This is a genomic window from Schaalia sp. lx-260, from assembly GCF_021083645.1.
Lineage (GTDB): Bacteria > Actinomycetota > Actinomycetes > Actinomycetales > Actinomycetaceae > Pauljensenia.
In genome coordinates this window covers 59697-85044 of record NZ_JAJNRQ010000001.1, presented here as the reverse complement: position 1 = coordinate 85044, position 25348 = coordinate 59697, and the positions used below count along the sequence as shown (strand labels likewise).

Genomic DNA, 25348 nt, shown 5'->3' with positions numbered 1-25348 from the left:
CTCGCATATACATAAGCTCCGTGTTATGCGGAGGCTTTTTACAGGAAATTGTTCAAAATACGGACAATGAGGAGTTCGCTTATCCGCGTACAGTTTCATTCCCATCAGCGGCTTCGTGTAAACGATGTGTCCGATCAAAAGCACGTGCCACCAAATGGGACCCCACAGGAACAGTAATCGCCTGCATAAAAATCACCACCGTACACATCGCTAACCAGTACAGTGACCACGTTTCCACCACTATTCCCGTACACAGGAACAACAAGCCTAAAAACTGGGGTTTAGCAGCCACATGCATACGCTCATATGAATCTTTCCTGATCGCCACACCAATAGCTGCAATCAAAGTGAGCAGGGCACCGCATAAAACAAAGATTGCGCCCGCCCATTGGCTTATCAAAGACCACGGGATGTGATTTAGTGCGGATAGTACCTGCACGTGAAGCACAGGTGGAGCCGCAGTGACCGCTATGCCTAAGACACTCTGGCCGTCATGCGGGAAAAATAGTCCATTCATTGAAAAAGCCGTAGCCACCTCGTCAGCAGTGAAAAGTATCCGTAGGCTCATACGTGAGGCTCCTGCTCTGCCGCGTGAAAATCTTGCCTGCCAGCACTCAACGTGTCCTCATTATCGGCCTCAGCATCGGCTTCAAAGTCATCATCAATATCGTCGTATTCTTCTAACTCGTCTGCCAGCGCTTCTTCATCACGTTGCCGCATTTGTTCTCGTGCTTCTTCTCTGGTCAAAATACGACGCTCCCCCACTACTTCACGTGTAACAAATCGTGCCGCAATGACTGCGCTAATAAAACCTGTCACCGCTAAAAGGAGGAGCAGCAAAGAAATATCGTTACGTGACCACGACAGGGCAAGTATTGCTGAAAAAGCCAGAGCCGTAGCCGTAAGCATGTCGGTGGCAACAATCCTGTCAAGAAGCGTTGGCCCTGATTTCATTCGCGTCAGCGTTAAAAGGAAAGCAAGACCCACACAGAGCAAAGACAGGGTGTGTATAACATCAATCCCACTCATGCTGCTCCTTCCCCCCGTGAGGATTTTCCTGAGCCGCGCCCAGAACCTACAGCTTTCATCAATCGGTACTCAAGGGCGCGTACTTCGCACCGAATATGTTCAGCACCACCTTGCCCTGCGATATCAAGGATGTGCAGATCTAAAGCCGGTTCTTCACTATCAACTTTCACAACCAATGAACCCGGGATTAATGAAGTAAAGGCACCTACAAGGGTTAAATGAACAGGATCACCTGATCGCATAGGAACATGTACGACTCCGTTTTCTACACGCCTCCCACTCAGAACAATCAACGAGACTTGCCAACTGGCCGCCACCAAGTCCACCAGAAAATGCCACCCAAGCGAAACACATGCAAGGGGACGAAAACGCCAGCGAATACCTGAATGAGGTAAGGGCAATACCACCTGCACAGAGAGCGCCACGATGATGCCTGACACAACAATGACAGGAGTCAATGTCCGGAATACTAAAAGCCACACACAAAGCAGCCATAATGTCATTGGCAGTGAGGCGCGTTGATAGTACTTTTTCATGGCTTTTCCTCACCTGATTGAACGGGTGAGCGCTCACTGTCAGAAACACCATTACCCGTATCTGATTGAGGGTATGTCATTTCGGACTGTGACCCACTATCACCGGATTGGAGTGTGTGAGGTGTTTTTTTCTGTGTGTGCTCTGCGCCAGAGTGCGTGGAATCTTCATGCAGAGGAGGCGCTTTCGGGTTCGGTGTTATCAGAACTGGTACACGAGGTGAAGATTCATCGACAGATGCACCCTGACCTCGCCCGTCGATGTCAAGAACTGCCTGCGTGTATGCGCGGCCGCCGATTTGGTCGCGCGCCGCTGATGCCATGTATTCCCACAGTGGCCCTGAAAAGCCTGCCATGAAGATTTGTATGCACACCAGAGCGAAAACAACCACGTACATGGTGCGCGTTGCTTTCTTTTTCCCTGTTTCTTTATGGGTCCTAGATTGGTCTGCTGCTGTTTCTGCTTTTTGGAATGCGGGAACAAGGATCTGACGGGCACGTTCAAATTGGCGTTCGACACGATTATGGAAAGATTTTCGCGCACCTGCCCGAAGGAGCGGTGGCCCCATGAACATACGTTGTTCGTCCGCTGCCTGCCAGAATGCAAGCGCCCACCATTTAATAAAGACATACAGGGTCAGGAAGGAGGTCACTAAACCACCAGCTAAAAGTATCCATGCTGATGTTGTTCCAAGTTCCGCTGAAGCACGTGCCAGCCCGAGTTTCCCAATAAAACCTGTGAAAGGTGGGATACCTACTAAATTGATACCCGAAATAAAGAACATCACCGCAAGTAGTGGTGCTCTGCGGGCCAGCGAATGCATACGCGACAAAGAAGTCGTGCCGTATCGTCTTTCAATGAGTGCTGCGATGAGGAATAGAGTCGTTTGCACCAAAATATGATGTGCCGCATAGTAAATCGTTGCGGCAATACCTATCGGTGAAGCAACCGCAAGGCCCCACAGCATGTACCCGATATGCGATACCAGCACAAATGACAGTAAACGTTTCACATCATCTTGTGCGACTGCGCCGAAAATGCCGACAATCATCGTGGCGATACCGATAAACGTCAGTAGTGGCGAAAGGCTATCGTCAGGAAATAGGAGGATTTCTAAACGAATGAGGGCGTACACACCAATTTTCGTCATTAAACCGGCGAAGATTGCAGTGACTGGACCTGGTGCTGTCGGATATGAGTCTGGAAGCCACGCGTGGAGCGGGAAAATTGCGGCTTTAATACCGAAAGCCACAAAAAGAACAAGGTGGATTATTAAGGCCACGTTCGGGTCAATTTGTGACAGTCGGTAGGCTAATTGCGCGATATTTACTGTTCCTGTCGCAGCGTAGGTGAGGGCGATTCCTCCAAGGAATAGTGCTGACGATAGCAGGGACACTACAACATAGACGGTTCCCGCGCGTACTCTGCCACGAGTTGCCCCAAGTGTGATGAGAACAAATGAAGATGCCAGGAGGATTTCAAAGCCGACAAAAAGGTTGAAAAGATCTCCTGTGATAAAAGCATTCGCAACACCGGCAGACAAAATCAAAAAAGTAGGGAAATAGATTGCGACAGGCGATTGAGGGTCATCGTCAACAATAGATTGTGATGTGGAATAGATAAGAACTGCTATTGTCACGATTTGGCTGACCAGCAGCATAGTTCCTGAAAGCCGATCAACTATCAGAGTAATTCCAATAGGAGCTGCCCACGAGCCGACGTCTAATACTTGTGGACCAATATGGGCGGCGACAGCCAGAATCGCTGACACGCCTGTGGTGATACTTAAAGCACTGACTGCGAGGGTGCGTTGCACTCGTGGTTTACGGTAAAAAACGAGGGTGAGTCCAGCAAAAAGTAAAGGTAAAAGAACAGGGACAGGAAGAAGCCACGTCAATGTCATGAGCCGTCCCTTTCTTTTTCTTCATCGTAGTTCACATCCGCGTCTTCATTTCCTGTGGCTGCTTCCTCACTGATACGTCCGCGTTCTATTTCGAGTCGGCGTGCGACCAAGCGATCTTCCACGTCATCAACGACTTCGTCATGTCCTGTGAGTCGCCATGAACGGTATGCCAAAGCAAGACCGAAAGCAGTTGTCCCTAATGACAGAACAATCGATGTCAGCATCATGGCTTGAGGAAGCGGATCTGACATTGATGCTACGTCCTCTTGTCCGATGAGGGGTGGCCGGCCTGCTGCCCCTCCAGAAGCCAACAAAAGCACGTTGATACCATGAGTCATCAGGCCAAGCCCAATAAAGATACGAGAAAGTGAGCGTTCAAGTATCAGGTACACGCCGCTTCCAACGAGCACTCCGGCTAGCACGAGAAGCGCAACTGAAGGCACGTTCATTGTGTGGCCTCCATTTCAGCGTGACGGTCAATTTCGCTGCCTAGCGTTGAAACGAGGTCAAGAACCACACCAAGAACAAGGACATACACGCCAATATCAAGAAGCATTGCTGTGGTGAAATGGATACTCCCAAGGACACCAAGATCCCAGTCAATTGCCGTGGATTGGAGGACAGAGTTTCCTGTTATAAGTGGCAGTAAGGCACCTAATCCTGCCAGGAAAAGGCCCATTCCGAGTATTCGACCAGGGCTAATAGGCATAGCAGCAGCTAACTCGTAGCGCCCTGCGGCCAGATAGCGCAGGAGGAAAGCGATACCGGCAACTACACCTCCAACGAAACCGCCACCTGGATTGTTGTGTCCAATGAGAAGTAACCATATGGACAAAACAAGGAGGGTCGGGAAAAGAATATGCGTGACAACTTCCATAACTGTGGACCGTTCACGGGCAGTAGTCAAAGTAACGGCCGGTAAGAAACGATTATTGTACGGCAGGCTCAGATCCGTAATGCTTTGAGGCGTACGGCCTCGTGAACGCACGTGAATCAGTGAAGCAACGCCTGTGGCGATAACGAGAAGCACAGAAAGCTCCCCCACCGTATCCCATGCGCGTATATCCACCAAGATCACATTGACAATATTTTTCCCATAACCAAAGTCAAGGGCTTCTGTTGGCATGAGGGTGGATACTGTTTCATGTATCCGCGCCGACGACGCATAAAGACCGGCAAAAACCACTCCTGCACCTGACAGGAAAGCTAAAAGGAGGCGCCACCATCGTGTGCTGTGCGGTCGATCGGAAAAATACGTTGGGAGCCTGCGAAGCACAAGGATAAAAACAACGATTCCGACAGCTTCCACCACAATTTGTGTGACAGCTAAATCCGGTGCCCCTTGACTGGCCCACAGGACAGCAATTCCTAGCCCTACTGCTCCCAGAAGGAGTGCGGCACGCATACGGCCACGTGAACGGACCGTGAGGATTGCAGCCGCAGAAATACACAGCACAAGGATGACTTGAGCAGATGAATCAGCCCAGTTCACAAGGAGTCGTCGCGGAGGATGAGCAATCATTGCCGATCCGACGCACACAATCAAGGTGGTGACGATGGTGGATAATTCCCACGGTAATGAGCCTCGCTGTAGCAGTCGCGTAATACGGGCTGCAATGATTTCGAGTTCGTGGATGCTCCACGCATACATGTCAACGATAGCTATTGGGAAGGCCCAGCGTGATTGAAAGTTTTCCACATGAGTTGCTGCGTAGGCCATGAGAATACTTATGCTCAAAATACCTGCTGTGACAAGGGCTGGGACCCATCCTGACCACCATGCGAGGTGCGCGTGTCCTGGTAGATATCCGGCGGCGTAGCTCGAAAAAATATTTTCCAGCGTGTGCGGAAAGAATCCCAGTAAAGCACCCAAAGAAAGGAAAACGATAACTAGGGTCATCATCCACGGGGTCTGCGCGCATTTGTGGGCGTGTATGTCAGTGTGTGTCTGTGATGTATCAGAAGCATTTTCTTGCACATGTGACGCGGGGGTGGGTGCAGTGGTTTGTGCAGGTACTGGCCCGTTGGATTGCGGAAGTGTCACAGCAGGTGCCGTCTGTTCTTTTTCTAAAGCCTCAGGGATCACGGCTTGTCGCGTCCCAAAAGCCCCCCACCATGCGCGCCATGCATAAGCGCCGGTCAGAATTGATCCGAGTGCGATACATACAAGTAAAAGAGCATCCGCTGTATGCGAGGAGGATTGCCCAAGCCACGTTGAATCGGAACCATGCCATAGCGTTGAAATTATTGCTTCTTTTCCGAGGTATCCGGTCGTAATCGGAACACCAGACATTGAAGCAAGGGCCAGTGCGGATGCTGCTGCAAGGAAGGGTTTGCGTCGGCCAAGTCCGCTCAGCCGCCGCCAATCGCGCCGACCGGTGGCTTGTTCCACAGCTCCCACGGTAAGGAATAGTGAGGACTTAAAAAAGGCATGTGATACCAGCATTGTCAGCCCTGCCACCATTGCGCCGGCACTTCCTTGAGCAATCGTCGCCATCATGAGGCCAAGCTGTGACACGGTTCCGTAGGCAAGGAGCAGTTTCAGATCGTACTGGCGGAGGGCACGTAAAGCACCTACACACATCGTGAGCACGCCAAGTATCACCAGTGTCAATGAAAAACCTGGGATATGAACGAAACCTGGGGTGAGTCTGGCCACCAGGTACACACCGGCTTTCACCATTGCGGCTGCGTGAAGATACGCAGAAACCGGTGTCGGCGCAGTCATAGCGCCAGGCAACCAGAAATGGAATGGGATCTGAGCTGATTTTGATAAAGCTCCAGCAAGTACAAGGAATACCGCCACAATAACTACGGGCGAGGAGGTATCTAGTGTTCCTTGCGCTGCGTTGGTGACAAGTTCACTGATGATATAAGAGCCACCATCAACAGACCCCAAAATAACAAGGCCAGCAAACATCGCTAAAGCGCCTGATGAGGTCACAAGTAAAGCCTGACGAGCAGCCATTCGTGCCAAACGACGATCATAATAGTGGCCGATCAGCAGGAAAGATAAAAGGGAAGTTGCTTCCCACAATGTGTACAACACGATGGTGTGATCCGCTAAAACAAGTCCATACATCACACCAGCAAAAGCGACAAATACTGCACCAAAACGTCGTAAACCAACAGATTTATCTGTGAAATATGCGGATGCGTACAGTAAAACGAGTGCGCCAACGCCTCCGATAATGAATGTCATTACCCACGCTAAGACATCCATACGTAAGTCAAAACTTAACCCCAAAGCAGGAACCCAAGGAATACTCTGTCGTACCACTGTCCCGCTCAGTATCGTCGGCGCGTACCACACGGATAAAGCAACTGACAGCCCCGGAACCACTGCAAGGAAGGCAAGGCCTTTGCGACCCCACAAACGAATACACGGAAAAGCGCAAATCGCGGCACACATATGCGCGACGATCACGGCAAACATTCAAGCTCCACGTCTGTTTATAGGGGATCTACGGGATTTTTTAGAATAATGGAAAGCCTGAAGGCGTGCCGCGCGAATCTTAGTATTTTCCGCATAATGACAATGAAGTGAGCAATCCCTCGTCACAGTATTATCTGCACATTTTCTTGAGAGAAATTTTTTCTTCACTCAAAAGAACGCGGCACTGTGCCTTATGCGGAGCCTAGTACGTCATATGGTTAGCATTCATTTTCATTTTGCACGTCGCATCACGGCTTTTCATATCCCCATGTACGCACCTTAACCCTGTGCGAAGTAAGCTGATCGTGCAACAATAAAGGGCTTTAGGTGAAAACCTGGATCCCTTTCACTTGTCCCACCGCTTAACTCATCAAGGAGCCTCCGCATGGCGACACCGATTTTGTCCGTCGTGAGCTGGGTATTTGCACTATTTGCCTCCCTTTTCGCACTCATGGCGTTCAGTCGTGGGCTTATGCATCTGTGGCGGCAGTTTTCCAGCGGTGGCCCAGAACCTGAACGCACAACACCGGTTTTTCAGCGCCTCGGCACTTTAATGTGGACCATCCTCAGTCACCGTGAATTCCGCGGCCGACCGTGGGTAAAAGTTGCTCACTGGCTTGTGATGTTCTCGTTTCCTTTGCTTTTCCTCACGTTAATTTCCGCCTATGTTCACCTACGTGACCAACTGTGGGCTTTGCCTTTTATCGGCCATTTTGCGCCTTGGGAATGGGTTGTGGAATTTTTCGCGTGGGCTGGCCTCATTGGAATTATTGTGCTCATGCGGAGGCGGCGGCAAGAAGGCTCAGGCTCAATTGCAGAAGCCGCTATGTCAGGGCCACACCCATCACATGAGGACTCATCTGACCTCCTTCTTCGCCGCAGAGGACACAGTGCGTATTTGGCTTCACGTTTTCTTGGCTCAACGCGCTGGCAAGCACTTTTTGTGGAATGGGTTATCCTGATCGTCTGCGCGTGCATTGTGCTTTTACGCATAATGGAATACGCGCTACTGGTAACAGTGGATACTGGTATTTCCGCTGCTATTTGGTGGCATTATCCACTCACTTCGTGGGCAGGGATGATTCTGGGACCCAGTGGTTTTGGCCTGTCCGTCACCGTTTTAGCAAATTGCATCGTCCTAGTCGCTTTGCTCAAAATCTTGACCTCAATGCTGTGGATGATGGTTGTTGGTGTGCAGACTTCTATGGGCGTGGCATGGCACCGTTTCCTTGCTATAGCGAATATTTACGCTCGTCGTAATCCGGATGGGTCACAATCTTTAGGGCCTGCCGCCCCTATGCTTATCAATGGCTCACCTGTCACCAGTCCTGATGATTGTGATGACCTGCCTGATGATGCTGTTTTAGGTACGGGCACGGTTGAGGACCTGTCATGGAAAGATCGTTTAGATTTTTACACCTGTACTGAGTGCGGACGCTGCCAAGAGTTATGCCCCGCTTGGAATACTGCGAAACCTTTATCGCCTAAACTTTTTGTCTTATCTATGCGCGATCATATTCATTCGGTGTCGCGTATGGAATTATCTGAGCAGGAAATCCCTGAGACGGATACTGACATTCAGGCTTTACGTAATGGCGATCAGTCCTATGAGCACTCCGTCAGGCTTTTAGAAAAGGGGCTGGAACCTACTCCTCATTCTTTAGATCTTTTAGATGTGTTGGCAGCTTCAGGCGCTACTGGACCGCTTGGAGTAGCAGATGTACAGGCTCCTTTAGTTCCCAATGTCATCTCTGAGGAAGCCCTGTGGGATTGCACAATGTGTGGGGCTTGCGTGGAGCAATGCCCTGTCGATATTGAGCATATTGACCACATTATCGACCTGCGTCGCCATCAGGTCCTCATGGAAGCTGCTTTCCCTAAGGAACTGGGACGTGCTTTCCGTGGGATGGAATCAAAAGCGAATCCTTACAATCAGCCTGCCCGTAAACGTATGGAATGGGCAAAAAATCTTGATTTTGAGGTTCCTGTCATCGGTATTGATGTGGAGAGCGCTGAAGATGTGGATTGGGTTTTCTGGGTGGGCTGTGCCGGTGCTTTTGATGATCGAGGGCGCGCAACTTCCGCAGCAATTGCGGAGCTTTTACATGTCGCAGGCGTATCTTTTGCCGTATTAGGACAGGCAGAATCCTGTACAGGCGATCCTGCGCGACGAGCAGGAAATGAGCCATTGTTCCAGATGCTTGCTGCGGCTGCTATTGAAACTCTTCACGATGCTCATGTGACAAAAATTGTCGTGTCCTGCGCGCATTGTTTTAACACGATTGCTGGTGAATTTCCGCAGCTTGGTGGACGTTTTGAGGTTGTACACCATACGCAGTTATTGAATCGTTTGGTTCGTGAAGGGCTTTTAGTGCCTGTGGCTCCTACGTCAGATGAAGATGCTTCTTCTGAGCCTGTGCGGGTCACTTATCATGATCCGTGTTTCTTGGGTCGTCATAATCAGATATATGAGGCTCCTCGTGAGCTGGTTTCTTCCTTGCCTGGCGTTGATATGGTTGAAATGCCACGTAATCGTGACCGTGCCATGTGTTGTGGAGCTGGTGGCGCTCATGCGTGGTTTGAGGAAAGTCGTGGAACGCGTATCGCTGACGCACGTATTGTTGAGGCGCAGGAAACAGGCGCAGACATTGTGGCAACGGCTTGTCCGTTCTGTTCACAAATGTTGGGATCTGCGACAGGGGCTTCTGTTGCCGACATTATTCCGCCTGCTATTCGTGCCGATATGGATGGCTCCGCAATGGAGAACACCCGTGTTGGAGGGCAAGAACGTGGGAAAACACCAGAGGTGCGTGATGTTGCGATTATGCTACGTGACGCGGTTCGACGCGGTTTTACGCAATAGGTGGCAGAGCAGTTACCAGCTTATTTATTGGGTAGGTCCACCTGCCGTGTCATCATCAGGAGCATTTTCAATCGCCACAATAAAACCATCCTCATCGAGGATCGTTCCACCGACCATGAGGTTCAGCAGTGCTGCTGCCTTTTCAATATCTGCCGCTGAACGTTTCCGCTCAAAACGCGCTGTTCTGCTTAAAGTTTGCTCCCCTGCAGCAGTAGCGTACATGCTGCGTGTTTTTTCATCGGGAATCCAGCGGATACGGTATTCGACGACAGGCCCATCTGCCCACCTTTCCCAACGCAACGCCTGAGGAACCGTATGAGTGGGACGTACTTCAATCATTGCATGCGACATATTGCCAACAGGAATCATCACCGCATACGCATCCAATGTGGGAGGGCCGGCTGCAGCTTGACGTATATCTGCTTCTATTTTTGCTCGTATTTCAGGTTTCAACGGGTACGCCGTGGTCATCATATTTTTCAGGCGTTGACTTTCTGAAGAAAGTGACGGCGCTGGCTGAGCAATATTCACTGTGCGCGCATCATGCGCCTGCGGAAATTGAGAGCGCAATGCCTCAATACTTTCTTGCGGGTTCAACCATCGTGGCGCATACAAGGCTAGTGTGACAGCACTATCAGGGTCAGGAGTAAAAAGCGCCCCAGAACCAGCGATACGCACAGTTCCTGCAAGTCGTCTGGCTACATTCATCAGTGTACGTAAAACCTTTGCTTCCACACCTTGAGGAAGCCCGTTCGGGAATGCCTGAGCCCACATATCAGGCGTATTATCAATATTTTTTAGAGCCGGTCCTCGCGTAGGAGGACAAACTAATAACCATATTTTTGTCTGCTCATCAGGAATACAGAATTTTTCACGCAGATCTTCAGGTAAATTCCACGGCCCTTCCATACGCACCCCTGCGGTGATATGCAGTATTCCAGGGGAGGCCCATCCTGCACCTTCCCACAGTGACACGATAAGGGCTTCAATTTCGTTATCGTCAATGTCGTCATTCACCGCTAAAAAATGATGACCTGTTGCCGTGTAATGGTCGATATCGCGTATAGGTCGGGTGCGTGTGGCGTACTGGGGAATAGGAATAATGTGTGACTGGGTGAAGGTCCCTGTTTCATCTACACGGAAAGCATGGTTGTTTTCGCTAGCTTTCCCAAGGAAGGCAACACTGGTGTCTGTCAGATGCGTGTGCGTATTTTCTGTTGGCGCGAGTGAAGTAACGGGAAGCTGAGCTAATCCTTCAAATACGGATCGCCTGCGAGGTGCAGGGCCTAAAGATTGCGGCTTTTCATCCTCAGTCATCGGTCAATATGTGTCCGCATGAATCGTTCATGTGAGCGCGACGGGGTAGGTCCTCGTTGGCCTTGATAGTGTGATCCTGCTTCGGTTGAACCGTAAGGATGCTGTGCTGGCGAGGAAAGATCAAAGAAACACAGTTGCCCTATTTTCATGCCCGGATACAGCAAAATAGGCATGGTTGCGGTATTCGACAGTTCAAGGGTGACATGTCCAGAAAAACCTGGGTCAATAAAACCGGCTGTTGAGTGTGTCAGTAAGCCAAGGCGACCTAAGGAAGATTTTCCTTCCAATCGTGCAGCTATGTTATCGGCAAGTGTGACACGTTCGTATGTTGCGCCGAGGACAAATTCACCGGGGTGAAGTACGAAAGGTTCTTCTGGCCCTACTTCCACGCGGTGTGTAAGGTCGGGTTGTTCAGCTGCGGGGTCAATGACCGAGTATTTATGATTATCAAAGAGGCAAAAGAAACGGTCCAAACGCACGTCAATGCTGGCTGGTTGCACTAAGGACCGGTCGAGCGGATCCAATATGATTCGCCCAGCATCAAGGCTCGCATGTATGTCACGATCACTAAGCAGCATGGGCTGATTCTCTCATAAAGACAACGTGTGCGCCTAAAATTCACGCTCTCGCAAAACTCTGTGTGTTTTCTTTTGACACTGTGTCCATGCAGATAAACCGCCGACATGAGTCTTTACCTCTGCCGACGGTTTAACACACAGGTTTTCGCTCTGCTCTTGCAAACAGGAAGCTCTTATACGCTCAGTTAGCTAAAGGAATTCCACGAGCGTCATGCGCATAGGAGCCTGAGCGCAAGAGAATAAGGATAAATTCAACGAAAGCCCAAATTCCTGTAATGACGGCTCCTAATCCGAGTGTCAGGACAGTAATCAAAAGTTGGGCGATGCCTTTACCTGTGTACCCAAGGTAGAAATTATGGATACCAAAAGTTCCAAGAAAGAACGCCAACAACGCGGCGGCGATCATCGACTTAGGTTGCACATATGGCTGTTGGCCGTAAAAAGTTTGAGGTGGCATACTCATCTGCTTTTCCTTTCTTTGAAGTGGTATTAGACCCGTGACACAAAGCCACGTGCATAATTTTGTCCACTATCGGCAGTTTTTCTGCATGTGAGTAATTTTTTATCACACCACACCAAGTGCTTCCACTTGCCTCACATTTATATCCTCGACACAATCGTGACAGCGCATACCATCCGCTCCAAAGGAAAGGCCCTATGACTCGCACATCATCAGCCCTTGCCTTTCCTCACCCGCATCCGCCTACCTTACGTCAGCTCCGCACCGCATTGTATGCGTGGTTTGATGAGGCAGGCCGTGACTTACCTATGCGACGTGACGATGTTACCCCTTGGGGCACCCTAGTTTTTGAGGTGATGAGCCAACAAACACCTATCCCCCGTGTTCAACCGATCTGGCTCAGATGGATGGAGCTATGGCCTACTCCTGCTGACCTTGCTGAAGCTCCACGGGCTTCTGTCCTTGTGGAATGGGATTGTTTAGGCTACCCGTCCCGCGCTTTACGCTTACAGGATTGCGCTCAAGCGATAGCTAGTCGACCAGGTGGGGAAGTTCCCGCCCGCTACGATGATTTACTGGCTTTGCCAGGCATCGGACCTTACACGGCGAGCGCACTGGCTTCATTCCAGTTCTATCAGCGTCTGCCCGTTCTTGATACGAATATTCGACGAGTCCTTACTCGTATTTTCGGTGGGCGAGCGTACGCTCCTTCGGGTGCGCCCACACGTAAAGAAGTAACTTTTGCTCATGCTTTACTGCCGCGCACTGGGAAAGATTGTGCCCGCTGGAACCTCACATTGATGGAATTTGGTGCTTTGGCATGTACTCAACGTTCACCCGCATGTGAGGCATGTCCAGTGCGCAGCCTGTGCGCGTGGGCTGAGAATGGTTTTCCTGCATCCGATGCTCCTGTGCGAACTCAAGCCTGGGTGGGAACAGACAGGCAAGCACGTGGCCGCGTTATCGGGCTGCTTCGTCAGCTTCATCGGCAAGGGAAAACGCCCTTTATTTCCTATGCGCAGGCTTTAGAGGCCGCATCTTTACCGGGTGCTCCAGCCGATCAAGCAGCGCGTGTCATGAAGGATTTACTGCGTGATGGTTTAATTTCTGTTGATTCATCAGGCAAGGTGAGTTTGCCTCAGTAGGAGCTGACTACATGCTGCGGCCCATTGGGAAAGCGAGGATTTCCTGTCGGCCTGTTTCCTTCATGCTCTACACCGTTCTACGATGGGTACATGTCACCTACTGATTCATCAGCTCCTCATGCGCGAGCGTCTGCCGCTCATTTTCTTTCTGTCACTGACCAAGACGTACATACTCGTGACTATATTTCGTTCCTTAATGATTCACCTACTTCATTTCATGCCGCGCAGCTCAGCGCACAACGACTGATTGACGCAGGTTTTAGTCAGCATAATGAAACCGATCCGTGGGATGCTTCCCCAGGTGGGCACCTCATCATTCGTGATGGTGCTGTCGTTGCTTGGTTTGTCCCTCACCGTGTCAGTGATGATACGCATTTCCGTATTGTTGGTGCGCACACAGATTCACCGTGCCTCACCGTGAAACCTTCTCCGACTTCACGCACAGTTGATGGCTGGGAACACATTAATGTGGAAATATATGGCGGTATGCTGTGGAACTCGTGGCTTGACCGTGAGCTGTGTGTCGCAGGACGAGTGATAACCACTGATGGCCGTTGCCTCATTATGCGCACTGGGCCATTGGCGCGTATCCCGCAGCTTGCTATCCATTTAGACCGTGCAGTGAATAATGACGGTTTGAAACTCAATCCGCAAAAACACATGCACCCCGTGTGGAATGTGGGTTCACCAGCGCAACTCATGGACATTGTGGCGCGTGATGCGGGACTTGAAGGCGCCCATATGATTGCCGCATATGATCTGCGATTGCTTCCCTCACAGGCTGCCGCCACTTTTGGCGCAGATAATGTTTTCGTTGCTGCTGGCCGTCAAGATAACCTGTCGTCAGTTCATGCTGGCTTACGCGCATTAGAACGCATAAGCGCAAGTGGTATACCTGATTCTGGTGACATCCTAGTTTTTGCGTGTTTTGACCATGAGGAAATAGGTTCTGCGACACGTTCAGGTGCTGCCGGACCAATTTTGCGTGATGTCCTCTCACGTACTGCATTGGCTGTGGGTCATGATTTTGATGGTGCTGCACGCATGTACGCTGCCTCAACCTGTATCAGCGCTGATGCTGGCCATTCAGTTCACCCCAATTATCCTGAGCATCATGACCCTGCTCATCACCCCATATTAGGTGGTGGCCCTATGTTGAAAGTCAATGCGCAGCAACGGTATGCGACAGATGGCGTGGGAACAGCTTTATGGAATCGTGCTTGTGCTCAAGCTGGAATCAGTTCCCAAGTTTTCGTGTCAAATAACGCTATGCCATGCGGTTCAACGATTGGTTCAATTACTGCCACACAGTTAGGAATCACCACTGTCGATGTGGGTGTTCCTTTGCTTTCAATGCATTCTGCGCGGGAAATGAGCCATGTGGCGGATCTTTATGCGCTTTCACTTGCACTTGAAGCATATTGGGCAGGCGCGTAAAACTTTCGGAGTTGTAAGGGCTGTAAAACTATCAGGTGAGTGAGTAGGTAAATTCTGCCGCAATCTCACCTGATAAAGCTCGTCGCACTGTTTTCGTAAATCGGTTATTCATCGCGGGAAGGCGATCTGCTCGTATGAATTGTGCGCTCGTGTTTTCTGCGTCTGCGGGCCAAGGTTCTCCTGCGTCCCAGCGCAGGAGGAAAGCAAGGTCAAGGTACAGTGCCTGATCTGCATTGTCGTAGGTTACCGGTCCAACTACTTGAGTACTGAGCAGCCGCAGAGGACGCGCACTCACCCCTGTTTCTTCGAGGACTTCACGTACAGCAGCATCTGCAGCTTCTTCACCTGGATCGACGATACCTGTCACGGGGGTTGCCCATCCATTATCGGCACGTTCAACAATCAGGATTTCTACATGTTCAGGTGCAAGAGGAGTCATGAAAAAATCTTCGTCAGCCTTCATGCGTGCGCAGTGCGGATGCGTTGCCTCAAAAGGAGCAGACGTGTTCTGACATACTTTCCCTCTCATTCCGGCCGCGGGGCTTTGGTGAACGGGGTGGGAACAGTAAGGGCGCGCAACTATCGCTGTGCATCCGGGAATCCAGAGCATATCGTGACCAATTTTTTCACGTAATGCGAGGATAAAATCTGGGGTCGCCATATGCTGCTTCTTTACGTTTACAGGGTCCAGATAAGCGGGACGAGGAATATTTTCACGACTATAGCGAAAGCAAAAAGCGTGGCATAAGCGGCTTCTACACGCTCGTCAGCGATCTTGCTGGCGGCAGCTTGGAGAACTGCTGGTTGCCCTAGGAAACCAGCGACCCCTCCGGCTGTGCGGGCTGGGGATAGGCCAATAAAACGTCCCACGCACACTAAAACAATGCAGCATATTGTTACAACGCCCATTGATAAGAGGGTTGCTTTCCACCCTTCTGTTGATACAAGAACACTGACTAAATCAGGTCCCGCTGACAGGCCAAGAGCAGCCAAGAACAGTAATAGTCCGACCTGACGAATCGTGAAATTCGCTGAAACAGGTAAGGTCCACACCAACGGGCCTGTACGACGTAAGGCCCCTAGAATCATGCCGACGATCAGAGGGCCAGCTGCTGAGCCTAATTGGAATGTGGCTCCACCTGGCATGGGGAAAGGAATTGCTCCCAGTAACATTCCAAGGACCATGCCGATACCAAAAGCCATAGCATCGACCTCACTGACGCGACGTTCAGAGTCGCCAAGGAAAGTCTGTACCGCATCTAATTCCTCAATCGGTACAACGACCGCCGCATGGTCACCAAGTTGCAGAGCAAGGTCGTCGCGTGCCAGTAAATCTAAGTCGCCTCGGCGCACACGAGTGATGGCCCCGCCAAAACGTTGCGGCATCGCTAATGAGGCAACTGTGCGTCCGGCAATTTCAGGGTTCGATACGACGATGCGTTCAAAAGCTACGTCACTGCGATCATTGACGAGGTGATAGTCCACAATTGGTTCACCGATTTGTTCGCAGGCTTCTTGTAACGCCACCGTGTCACCGACCACGAGCACATGGTCGTCTTTGCGCAATTCTTCACCGGGAACGATAACGCGGGTACGTCCTTCACGACGTAAATATGACATGCGGATTCTTTGCTGCGCCCAGGCGCTCACTTCACGCATATTCATCGTTTGATTGACGCGAACCGTTAGAGATTCCAAAGCTTTTCCCGCAAGGGAAGGTGTGTCACCTTTTTCATCCCAGACCCGTCCCACCACCACTGACACGACAATAATGCCAACAATCACCCCAATGGGGTAGCCGAATGCGTAGCCTACTGCCGCTATCGGATCACCGGTGACACGTGAGGCTGCATCTAAAGCGGGGGCTGCTGTTAGCGCGCCTGTGAAAAGCCCTGTGACGATTCCTTTGTTGAGTCCGAATATTTCACCAAGCCCCCATGCGACGAAAGCACCAAGGATGCAGGTCAGTGCGCAAGCAAAAAGCAGTGCGCGTTGTTTCATGAGGTCTGCAAAGAAATGAGCGCCAGATGCTACACCCACGGTGTACACAAAGAAAGCAAGGCCGATCTGCTGGACTACGGTCATGCCTTCACCTAGTCCTGGGTAGGCGGCAGAAAGGGCGAGCCCTACAAATAATGCGCCGGCTGCTCCTAGGCGGATGGGACCAAAACGTATTGCACCAAGGACAGCACCGGCACCGACAACAAGAAAGAGAGTAAGTAAATGGTTGGCGCTCAGCAGTGTGGACATGTATTCAAGGGTACTCACCTCACAGGTATGGTCCAGTTTTTGTGAGCAGAAGCTAATACTGAGTGGAGTTCCACATGAGGGCGCATCGGTTCGATCGGCACGAGTAGTTCACAGTGCGTATCCTCGTTCTGTAGCACGATAGGTGCCCGACGTTGAGTAGCACAGTAGAAAGGATAGGCCCGTGAATCTCCCACGCGAGGGTTGGTATCCTGACCCTTCAGGTGATTATGACCTGCGCTGGTGGAACGGCACCACATGGACATCTGACACGCGGACCTTCCACGCAGAAAAACACGCTTTCATATCCGAAGTCTCATCCGAAGTCTCATCCCATTCCAATGAGGGCAGCGCAGAAAGCATCTACTCCACCGATCCTGTTCATACGGGAACAGATGAGTCCTCCAAAACGGACATACCTGTACAGACGGATACTTTCACTGCGCTTCAGGCAGATTCTTCACGTATGCGCACACGGCACGCATATTCACCACGTATGCGCACACTCACAATCATTGCGATAATCTGCGCAATCACCACTCTTGTTTGGGCATGTGGGACTGGAATACTTGCGGCGCACACATCACAGCTTCTTCGTGAAGTCAAACAAAAATCCGAACAACTCCAACGCTCACATCATGCGTTAGATGAACTCACCTCGGAAATTGAAGCATTGCGTGAACAGCTAGGACAAACCCCATGACATACGATCCTTTCAGCACGTGGACGCGCAACGCATCTGACAATTCCCCTGAAGAATCTTCCACGCTCACCTCGCAGACATTCACCTACGGCAGGCACAGCCACGGTGCTGATGCGCACCTGCGCCCACCGCATATGGCAGCGTCCACACCTGGCCACACTCGCGGGCGCTTCACTGTCACCGCCCTGTTCCTCATATGTACGGTGATAACGCTCTGTGCATGTATTGCATACGGAACCCACATTTTTATCGCATGGTCACATGCACAACGTGACCTCATGCGCATTGAAAGTGACATCGCGCATATTTCTGCGCAGATCGAACAAGCTGACCATGAGCGCCGCGATTTACTGTCCCAACTCGCATTACATGAGGCCACAGTGAATGCTCAAAACTGGTGCAGTCGCATAAGCCGCGACAGCGCGCATCAAGCCGATACTTTCCTCAGCGAACTTCAATCAATGAATGATGCAACTTTACGTGTTGCGCAAACGCAGTGCCCCACTGAAATTGCACTGGTGAAAGCCTCTGTACACGCCAGTGCATCTGCACGCTCAGCAAGCACTATCACCTCATGTGTACAACACGTGGGAAGTAACACTGTCACCGTTGAAGGAACTCTTGCGTACACAATGCCACCGGGCCTCGACGATATCATCCCTTACGGAGCTGATATATGGGTGAGCGTCAGCCTTTTGTCAGGCAGAGAAACAGAAAATACGCAAACAGTGCTTGTCTCTCACGTTCCTACTCAGCAAAAAACACCGTGGTCTGCCACGTTACCCAGCAGTAGTTCGGCCACACAATGCCGAATAGATTCAATAGTATGGTGGCCTTCACAAGAATCCTAAGGGCCGGACACCATAAAACACACCATAAAAACACTCGCAAAGTACACATATGCACAATTTCAGGTAAAACGTGCCCATACTGTGCCCTTCTCCAAAGGGCCGCACCTCGCACAATGAAGTATTTTTAGAAGTAAGGGCTGCGCTGCTGCAATCCTTATCGGGAAAGAATACGAATATTGTCTACTTACCTTCATCAACTTGGACGCTGGTGCGCAACACATGCATGGCTCGTTCTATGCCTGTGGCTGATTGTGTCCATTGCATGCGCAGGGAGCCTGAAATTTTTAGGACTGAATCTTAGTAGTTCTTTCCACATTAATGACGCAGAATCTTTACAAGGCATTTCGATCCTGCGTGAACGATTACCTCAAGTGTCCGGAACTGATGAGCCCGTACTTTTTACCGCCCATGACGGGGATATCACCGCCCACGCGGATGCTATTCATGAGTTCATTACACAAGCAGAACACATAAATGGCGTTGCTGCTGTTACTGACCCTTTTGCTGAATTAACACGCAGCATTTCTGCCGACGGCTCACATGCACTTATTCATGTCATGGGCGACGCCTCTGTTGGTTCACACATGACAGGCCCCACCCCTCAAGCTGGGCTCACAGCCAACGCACTGCAAGAACTCACAACCCGCATAATGCAAGCGCACAGTAATTTAACAATCGCGCTGGGTGGAAATATCGGTCATTTTATTTCCGTTCACCTATCCATTGTTGAAATCATCGGCGTTATTTTGGCTGGCATTGTCCTGCTTTTTACTTTCCGTTCACTTGTTACCGCAGGGGCGCCACTGTTGAGTGCCGCTATCGGTGTTGCCATTGGGATATCGTCCATCTTTATCGCAGCCAAATGGCTTGACATTAACTCCACCACCCCTGTTTTAGCGATTATGATTGGCCTGGCCGTTGGGATTGATTACGCTTTATTTATCATCGCTCGGGCACGTGAATACGTCCACACTGGTATTGCCCCTCATGAGGCCGCTGGGCGGGCCGTTGCTACCGCTGGGTCCGCCGTTATTTTTGCCGGCGGAACCGTTATCGTCGCATTATGTGGACTGTCAGTAACCCGCATACCTTTCCTGAGCATTATGGGTTTTGCTTCAGCTTTCGTTGTGGCAATCGCTGTGCTTGTTGCTTTGACAGTGGTGCCAGCGCTGCTGGGCATTATCGGAACACGTGTCTGTGGCCGTAAAAAACACGTGCATCATCGCCTCAAGGCGGAACACCTTGCAGCTACGACAAGTCCCGCTTCCCCTTCTGTTTCTCTCGTACCTGCTGAGGCACAAGCGGCTGCGTCACGTAGTTTCTCATATCGGTGGGTTCGTGCGTTCACACGTTTTCCTGCGCTGACGAGTGTCTTTATTATCGCGCTACTGGGCTGTGCTTCTATCCCAGCGGCCTCACTAAGCACAGGTTTAACAGATAACGGCTCTGAAGCACCAGGAACGCCTCTACGTCAAACCTACGATGCAATTAGTGAAGCTTTTGGTGAAGGATACAATTCGCCAATCATTGTTATTGGAAATATTGTTCACTCATCTGAGCCTGTTGAATTAGTGGATCGCCTCGCTCAAAAAATACGTTCCCTCGCCGGTGTTCACGCTATTGGGACAGCCACTCCAAATCAGGATGCTTCCCTTGCTTTCTTGCAGATAATCCCCACAACAGGGCAATCAGATCCTGCGACGCACACACTGGTTTCCACCATTCGACATTTGGCGCCTCAATGGGAAAAAGAACTCGGTATCACATCAATTATGGTGACAGGTCAAACCGCTGTCGCAATCGATGTCGCTGAGCAACTGCAAGGCGCACTCGTACCTTTTGGTTGTGTCGTTGTCGGTTTTTCATTGGTTCTTTTGCTCATTGTTTTCCGTTCTTTCGCTGTTCCGTTGAGTGCGACTATCGGGTACTTGCTGTCACTGGGAGTGGCATTTGGAACCGTTGGAATGGTGTACGGATACGGTTGGGGATCTGACCTATTACATGTCACAAAAACTGGACCTGTTATTTCTTTCATGCCAGTTATTGTTATGGGTATTCTTTTTGGTTTAGCAATGGATTACCACGTTTTCTTGGTATCACGTATGCGTGAAGAATGGATTCATCACAGGGATGCTACCCGTGCGGTGCAGCGTGGTTTTGTTTCTTCTGCGCCTGTGGTTCTTGCCGCGGCAGTCATTATGACAACAATTTTTGCTGCTTTTGTCCCGGAGGGAAGCGTCCATGTGAAACCTATCGCGTTAGCTTTAAGCGCAGGGATAGCAGCTGATGCTTTCCTGGTTCGTATGACTCTGATTCCCGCTGTCATGGTGTGGCTTGGTCATCGCGCGTGGGCTTTACCTGAATGGTTGGATCGTTTACTTCCGGTCGTTGATATTGAGGGTGAGGGACTGATCCGTTCTCTTGAACATGAAGAATGGGTGCAGCGTCATGGGCCTTCAATGATTCGTATATGTGATATGACAATGCAGCACCGAAATATCACTCTTATTAATTCATTGAATTTTGTCCTTAGGCCAGGTGAGCTTGGGGTTATACGCAGTGATAATCGTGCTGCGCGGAACATATTGACGGCTTTACTTACTGGACGGCTGCGTCATCGTTACGGAAAAGTCATTGTTGGTCATTTCGCTTTGCCGTCACATATGTCTGCTGTACAAGGAATGACAGCGATACTCACGCAACGTGAGGACGTGCTTCCTCCACAGGCTGTATTGGTTATCACCGATGACCCTGGTAGTCACCGGTGGGAACGTATCACAGAACTGCTGGATGCAGGCACAACAGTTCTTGTCACAGGACCGCGCTCATTGACCATTCCACCGGATGTACACGTCAGCGCAGATACGTTACTCTGTGACGATTTTTATCCGCCATTTGAGGATTCCGTGCCAGCTCACCTGATACTAGATACTGCATTGCCGGATGCTTTACCTCATAAAAATCCAGCGGAAACAGATGAGGCCCCTATGGTTCCTCCGGACACTGACACTGACACTGACACTGACACTGACACTGACACTGACACTGACACTGACACTGACACTGACACTGACACTGACACTGACACTGACAGCACACATGCCACGCAGCCCTCCACAATTCAAGAGGACACACCATGAGACACCCCTGGCGACTCATCTTCATTGCACTGCTTTTTCCGTCACTTCTTGCACTCACCGTTATTTTCGGCGCTACCAACACTCAGAGCAACAAAGCAGCAATACCTGCCGCAATCGTCAATGAGGACGAAATCGCCACCTTACCTACAGGCCAAAAACTGCCCGGAGGACGACAAATCATTGCCGCGCTCACCTCTGATACACAAGACGTGAAAGGGTGGGATTGGTCCGTTGTCACCGCCGCTACAGCGGCTAGCGGCCTAGAAGATGGAACCTACGCTGTTGTCGTCACCATACCATCAGATTTTTCACGCACACTTGCAGACCTCGCGCAAGGGAAAACATTAACACGACCCGCACTCACCATCCACACTTCACGCGCCACCAACGAAGCAACCGGTCGTATTGCCACAGCAATCACACGTGCCGGTGCCACACACTTTGGCCAAACCCTCACGCTGTCTTTTATTGACCAGTCTCTGCAAGGCTTAGGGACCCTTTCGCAGGGCCTTAACCAAAGCGCATCTGGAGCACAAAAAATCACCGACGCTCAGATACGCGCGGCACATGGTGCAACACAACTTTCTGAAGGCCTCACACAAGCACAAAAAGGCGGACACACAGTAGCAGATGGAGCTTCTGAGTTATCCAGTGGCATACGCGCACTCCACTCTGGCATTGTTGAGGCTCAGCCTGGGCAGGCGCTCTCCCTTGTCCAAGGCGCTGAAGCATTGGCACAAGGCATTGAGCAATACACCAAAGGTGTGGAACGTGTACATTCTGCGCTCACTGAGACACAACCCGGACAGTCTGTGAGCCTACAAGAAGGCGCGCATCAGCTTGCTGCGGGAAGCAGTGAATTGAAAGCCCTCATCGATAGCTTAAATATCGCGCAGTTACGTTCCACCGTTGAGAAAATCAAAAACCAACGAAGCGAATTTGAAACCCTGATCGCGCCTATTCGCACAGATCTGACCTCCGCATATCAGGCCTGCCAACAAGGAAACCTAGATTCATGCGCGCATGTGCAAGAACTCATCATCACTATAGGTGACGATGTTTCTCACCGAATAGGCACTTTCAGCGAAGATATTGACCACATTATCCGCATCAGCAAAGTCCTTCCTTCGCTTGTGGACAATATTGGTAAAGTCGACCAATTGGCCTCCGCAACCGTGCAACTCTCTGAAGGAATCGACACTCTCAGCGAGAACATACATACTCATCTGCTGGGTGATAATGCTGATCGCCTAAGCGCAGGAGCACGTCAACTATCAGAAGGAATACACGCCCTTTCTAATGGTAGTGACCAGCTTGTTCACGGAGGCTCCGCTTTAGCTTCAGGTGCGCTGAAACTAGCTGATGGTTTGGATCGTTTGAACGACGGCGGACATGATCTGAGCGTTGGGCTGCATGATTTGGCCTCAGGTACGCAGACTTTAACGGATGGTTTGCAATCAGCTGCGGAACGCATCCCCCACTACACTGATGCTCAAGCGCATGATTTGGCCTCAGCTTTAGCGGCTCCTATCAATATCAGGGCAGATACTCACCAGGAAAATCCGCATGAGCGCGCCTATTGGTCCGCCACAGCGATTGCCGTGGCCCTGTGGCTTTCTGCGGCCGTGTGGATTATGGTTTTCGGCGCTGCAACCACTCGAAGAATCCATCAGGCACGTACACCTTTCCAGCTTGTATGGCGCACTGCTTTGCCGCCCATCGCTATTGCTTTGACAGGGACAGCTATCCTCATGGGTAGTATCACCTTGGCTGGTGTCAGCATCACTCATCCTGCTACTTTATTTATCCTTGTAACCGTAGTGACCTTAGCGTGCCTTGCCTTCCATTACGCAAGCATATGCGCACTCGGTGTGCGTCGGGCTTTAGGTTTATCCGTTTTTTTCACTGTCATGCATATTGTCCTTTTGGGCGGAGCATTGCCTTCTCATGCGCATACAGGATTTTTTGGCGCGATCCGTTCTTTCTTGCTTTTACCGGAAGCAAGTGATGTTTTCAGGCGCCTGATCTTAGGCAGTGGGTCAGGTTCCATGCAGTCTGTTCTCTTTATTGCCGTGATATGGATATGCGGGTCATCTTTCGTGGCGATCAGGGCTATCGGGCGCAGGCGGCAAAGATCCGTGCGGCAAATCTTGCGTGACGTGAAAGAAAGAAAGACTCGGGTACGTCAAAACTTTCGTCGCGCCCGCAGCGCACGTCGCAGCACACAGTAATTATCGTGAATCTATCGCTGTATTCCGCCAATTATTCGGCGCATGCCATAGGATAGGTGCCATTATTTACCGCTGCACACAGCGCAGAATCATTTCTGTCAGTGCTGCAGATATCGCAGTGATCGATAGGGTTCGTTACCATCGTGAGCATGTCTGCTTTTCATGATAAGGATTCAGCGACACAGTCAACCCGACCGGCATATGCGCCTGAAAACCTATCGCCCCAACAGGGTGGTCCTATCCCTGTTGGCGTACCCGATCAGGTGTTCGCGCGTACACCACATGTACGTGTCGATACGTGGTTGTGGGCGATTCGGCAGGCAAAATCACGTTCACAAGCAACTGCGGCAGCGCGGGCGGGGCATGTGAAAGTCAATGGCAGCACTGTGAAAGCTGCTGCTCCTGTCCGCGTAGGCGACGAAGTTCGATTACGTGTTGAAGGCTTTGACAAAGTTTTTCGTGTGAAGCAGCTCTTAGTTAAACGTGTCGGCGCTCCGCAGGCACGACTCTGCTACGAGGATTTATCGGTGGAACGTCCGCGTATGGGAATGTACGCGGTCCCTACCCGCGCTCGCGGTACTGGCCGCCCTTCAAAGAAGGAACGTCGTGAACTTGACCGTCTGCGCGGATGGGACTCGCATATTCATAATTCTTAAGCGAGGTAATCCTGCTTTTAGTGGGATAGCCCTGCAGCTTCGAGGGCATGAGGCCAGCGAACGAAACGCTGACGCAGGGTAGCTGATGATGGAACAAGATGCCCAAGTTCACGCTGTTTTTGCGCCCATTCATTGTATTTCATGAATGTGAGGGAAACACCTGGTCCTTGAGCTTGAGCAAATTCTTGAAGCGCGGCTTTGAAATCCGCATCCGTGAATCGGAGGCCACCGCGTTCGCGTCCACGTGAGGACACGGTGAAACCAAGTTTACGCATTGCGTCATTCCAGGCACCATCACCTAAACGCACAGCGATTGTACGAGCTGTTGGGGGCCATAAAATAGCGCCTTTTGTGCTGTGCAAACGCCAATTTCCTAGGACACGGGAACGCACTCGATCAATTTTTGCGCCAGAGGGGGCTACCGGAGGAATTTCACGTGCTGCATGCTGATATTGCATACGTGCAATTATTTCGGCGATCTCTTGACGTTGTTGCGGCTGAACTTTTTGCTCATTAAATGCCGGAGTAAGGTCTTCAAGGTTTTGCTGTACCTGCGCAATAAATTCCGGGGATTCCTCAGAAATTTCAGGAGCTTCTTCCTTAGCGGCAAGGAATGAATACAAGTACCAAAAACCCATTTCAACAAGGGTGTTACCAAAAGCTGCACGACGGGATACAAATGTCATGCTCTGACTTTACTGATACCTCGGCTTCAATGGAAACTTAGTACAAAGAATGGTCATTGTGACTTGCTACTCATGCGCTCTTTTCATCAGGAAATGACACTAACTTCGCAATAGCATTGAGCAGGCTCTGCG

General features: G+C 50.8%; 20 protein-coding genes. 8 read left to right on the top strand and 12 right to left on the bottom strand.

What is annotated here, in order from left to right; all coding sequences use genetic code 11:
• Positions 1 to 79: 79 nt before the first annotated feature.
• The 6 genes from LRP57_RS00325 to LRP57_RS00300 are packed head-to-tail and all read right to left on the bottom strand — an operon-like array spanning position 80 to position 6902.
• Complete coding sequence (locus tag LRP57_RS00325) at positions 80 to 568, bottom strand: cation:proton antiporter (protein ID WP_231203943.1); 489 nt, start codon at positions 566 to 568, stop codon at positions 80 to 82.
• Complete coding sequence (locus LRP57_RS00320) at positions 565 to 1029, bottom strand: monovalent cation/H+ antiporter complex subunit F (protein WP_231203942.1); 465 nt, start codon at positions 1027 to 1029, stop codon at positions 565 to 567. Before LRP57_RS00320 ends, LRP57_RS00325 begins: the two co-directional genes overlap by 4 nt.
• Positions 1026 to 1565 (bottom strand): Na+/H+ antiporter subunit E, encoded by a 540-nt coding sequence (locus LRP57_RS00315; RefSeq protein WP_231203939.1) that lies wholly within the window; start codon positions 1563 to 1565, stop codon positions 1026 to 1028. The genes LRP57_RS00320 and LRP57_RS00315 overlap by 4 nt, the downstream gene beginning before the upstream one ends.
• Positions 1562 to 3466, bottom strand: a complete 1905-nt coding sequence (locus tag LRP57_RS00310) for a Na+/H+ antiporter subunit D (protein WP_231203937.1) — start codon at positions 3464 to 3466, stop codon at positions 1562 to 1564. The genes LRP57_RS00315 and LRP57_RS00310 overlap by 4 nt, the downstream gene beginning before the upstream one ends.
• A complete protein-coding gene (locus tag LRP57_RS00305) occupies positions 3463 to 3915 on the bottom strand; it encodes a Na(+)/H(+) antiporter subunit C (RefSeq protein ID WP_231203935.1) in 453 nt (150 codons plus the stop codon). The genes LRP57_RS00310 and LRP57_RS00305 overlap by 4 nt, the downstream gene beginning before the upstream one ends.
• Positions 3912 to 6902, bottom strand: a complete 2991-nt coding sequence (locus tag LRP57_RS00300) for a Na+/H+ antiporter subunit A (protein WP_231203934.1) — start codon at positions 6900 to 6902, stop codon at positions 3912 to 3914. The genes LRP57_RS00305 and LRP57_RS00300 overlap by 4 nt, the downstream gene beginning before the upstream one ends.
• A 385-nt stretch (positions 6903 to 7287) precedes the next feature.
• Between LRP57_RS00300 and LRP57_RS00295 the strand changes: the two genes are divergently transcribed.
• Complete coding sequence (locus LRP57_RS00295) at positions 7288 to 9765, top strand: (Fe-S)-binding protein (RefSeq protein ID WP_231203932.1); 2478 nt, start codon at positions 7288 to 7290, stop codon at positions 9763 to 9765.
• A gap of 24 nt (positions 9766 to 9789) precedes the next feature.
• On the opposite strand, the gene LRP57_RS00290 is transcribed toward LRP57_RS00295, so the two are convergent.
• From LRP57_RS00290 to LRP57_RS00280, 3 genes are all read right to left on the bottom strand, one after another.
• A complete protein-coding gene (locus tag LRP57_RS00290) occupies positions 9790 to 11082 on the bottom strand; it encodes a hypothetical protein (protein WP_231203930.1) in 1293 nt (430 codons plus the stop codon).
• Positions 11079 to 11660 carry a dCTP deaminase gene (gene dcd / locus LRP57_RS00285; RefSeq protein WP_231203928.1) on the bottom strand — a complete coding sequence of 194 codons (582 nt, stop codon included), beginning with the start codon at positions 11658 to 11660 and terminating at the stop codon, positions 11079 to 11081. The genes LRP57_RS00290 and dcd overlap by 4 nt, the downstream gene beginning before the upstream one ends.
• Positions 11661 to 11841: 181 nt before the next feature.
• Positions 11842 to 12123 (bottom strand): TM2 domain-containing protein, encoded by a 282-nt coding sequence (locus LRP57_RS00280; protein ID WP_231203926.1) that lies wholly within the window; start codon positions 12121 to 12123, stop codon positions 11842 to 11844.
• Positions 12124 to 12317: 194 nt separating this feature from the next.
• Between LRP57_RS00280 and LRP57_RS00275 the strand changes: the two genes are divergently transcribed.
• Complete coding sequence (locus tag LRP57_RS00275; protein WP_331274724.1) at positions 12318 to 13265, top strand: A/G-specific adenine glycosylase; 948 nt, start codon at positions 12318 to 12320, stop codon at positions 13263 to 13265.
• A 90-nt stretch (positions 13266 to 13355) separates the two neighbouring features.
• Complete coding sequence (locus LRP57_RS00270) at positions 13356 to 14702, top strand: M18 family aminopeptidase (RefSeq protein ID WP_231203924.1); 1347 nt, start codon at positions 13356 to 13358, stop codon at positions 14700 to 14702.
• A 31-nt stretch (positions 14703 to 14733) separates the two neighbouring features.
• Here the strand turns inward: LRP57_RS00270 and LRP57_RS08220 are convergent, their stop codons facing one another.
• Both LRP57_RS08220 and LRP57_RS00260 read right to left on the bottom strand, forming a co-directional pair.
• On the bottom strand, positions 14734 to 15363 hold the full coding sequence (locus LRP57_RS08220) for an NUDIX hydrolase (protein ID WP_269213783.1): 630 nt from the start codon (positions 15361 to 15363) through the stop codon (positions 14734 to 14736).
• 17 nt (positions 15364 to 15380) lie between these two features.
• Entirely contained in the window at positions 15381 to 16952 is a 1572-nt protein-coding gene (locus LRP57_RS00260) for an aspartate:alanine exchanger family transporter (RefSeq protein WP_231203922.1), read from the bottom strand.
• Positions 16953 to 17133: 181 nt separating this feature from the next.
• On the opposite strand from LRP57_RS00260, the gene LRP57_RS00255 reads away from it, so the two are divergent.
• From LRP57_RS00255 to LRP57_RS00235, 5 genes are all read left to right on the top strand, one after another.
• Positions 17134 to 17652: a DUF2510 domain-containing protein gene (locus LRP57_RS00255; RefSeq protein WP_231203920.1), complete on the top strand. Its 519-nt coding sequence runs from the start codon at positions 17134 to 17136 to the stop codon at positions 17650 to 17652.
• On the top strand, positions 17649 to 18503 hold the full coding sequence (locus LRP57_RS00250; protein WP_231203918.1) for a hypothetical protein: 855 nt from the start codon (positions 17649 to 17651) through the stop codon (positions 18501 to 18503). The genes LRP57_RS00255 and LRP57_RS00250 overlap by 4 nt, the downstream gene beginning before the upstream one ends.
• A gap of 176 nt (positions 18504 to 18679) precedes the next feature.
• Positions 18680 to 21643: an MMPL family transporter gene (locus LRP57_RS00245; RefSeq protein ID WP_231203916.1), complete on the top strand. Its 2964-nt coding sequence runs from the start codon at positions 18680 to 18682 to the stop codon at positions 21641 to 21643.
• Entirely contained in the window at positions 21640 to 23874 is a 2235-nt protein-coding gene (locus tag LRP57_RS00240; RefSeq protein WP_231203914.1) for a YhgE/Pip domain-containing protein, read from the top strand. Before LRP57_RS00245 ends, LRP57_RS00240 begins: the two co-directional genes overlap by 4 nt.
• 239 nt (positions 23875 to 24113) lie before the next feature.
• Entirely contained in the window at positions 24114 to 24530 is a 417-nt protein-coding gene (locus LRP57_RS00235; protein ID WP_231204558.1) for an RNA-binding S4 domain-containing protein, read from the top strand.
• 17 nt (positions 24531 to 24547) lie between these two features.
• Here LRP57_RS00235 and LRP57_RS00230 read toward each other — a convergent pair whose 3' ends face one another.
• Positions 24548 to 25216: a hypothetical protein gene (locus LRP57_RS00230; protein ID WP_231203912.1), complete on the bottom strand. Its 669-nt coding sequence runs from the start codon at positions 25214 to 25216 to the stop codon at positions 24548 to 24550.
• Positions 25217 to 25348 lie beyond the last annotated feature (132 nt).

Coding starts and splice junctions, on each gene's coding strand:
- LRP57_RS00325 (WP_231203943.1), bottom strand. CDS start 568: ATGAGCCTACGGATACTTTTCACTGCTGACGAGGTGGCTACGGCTTTT.
- LRP57_RS00320 (WP_231203942.1), bottom strand. CDS start 1,029: ATGAGTGGGATTGATGTTATACACACCCTGTCTTTGCTCTGTGTGGGT.
- LRP57_RS00315 (WP_231203939.1), bottom strand. CDS start 1,565: ATGAAAAAGTACTATCAACGCGCCTCACTGCCAATGACATTATGGCTG.
- LRP57_RS00310 (WP_231203937.1), bottom strand. CDS start 3,466: ATGACATTGACGTGGCTTCTTCCTGTCCCTGTTCTTTTACCTTTACTT.
- LRP57_RS00305 (WP_231203935.1), bottom strand. CDS start 3,915: ATGAACGTGCCTTCAGTTGCGCTTCTCGTGCTAGCCGGAGTGCTCGTT.
- LRP57_RS00300 (WP_231203934.1), bottom strand. CDS start 6,902: ATGTTTGCCGTGATCGTCGCGCATATGTGTGCCGCGATTTGCGCTTTT.
- LRP57_RS00295 (WP_231203932.1), top strand. CDS start 7,288: ATGGCGACACCGATTTTGTCCGTCGTGAGCTGGGTATTTGCACTATTT.
- LRP57_RS00290 (WP_231203930.1), bottom strand. CDS start 11,082: ATGACTGAGGATGAAAAGCCGCAATCTTTAGGCCCTGCACCTCGCAGG.
- dcd (WP_231203928.1), bottom strand. CDS start 11,660: ATGCTGCTTAGTGATCGTGACATACATGCGAGCCTTGATGCTGGGCGA.
- LRP57_RS00280 (WP_231203926.1), bottom strand. CDS start 12,123: ATGAGTATGCCACCTCAAACTTTTTACGGCCAACAGCCATATGTGCAA.
- LRP57_RS00275 (WP_331274724.1), top strand. CDS start 12,318: ATGACTCGCACATCATCAGCCCTTGCCTTTCCTCACCCGCATCCGCCT.
- LRP57_RS00270 (WP_231203924.1), top strand. CDS start 13,356: ATGTCACCTACTGATTCATCAGCTCCTCATGCGCGAGCGTCTGCCGCT.
- LRP57_RS08220 (WP_269213783.1), bottom strand. CDS start 15,363: ATGGCGACCCCAGATTTTATCCTCGCATTACGTGAAAAAATTGGTCAC.
- LRP57_RS00260 (WP_231203922.1), bottom strand. CDS start 16,952: ATGTCCACACTGCTGAGCGCCAACCATTTACTTACTCTCTTTCTTGTT.
- LRP57_RS00250 (WP_231203918.1), top strand. CDS start 17,649: ATGACATACGATCCTTTCAGCACGTGGACGCGCAACGCATCTGACAAT.
- LRP57_RS00240 (WP_231203914.1), top strand. CDS start 21,640: ATGAGACACCCCTGGCGACTCATCTTCATTGCACTGCTTTTTCCGTCA.
- LRP57_RS00230 (WP_231203912.1), bottom strand. CDS start 25,216: ATGACATTTGTATCCCGTCGTGCAGCTTTTGGTAACACCCTTGTTGAA.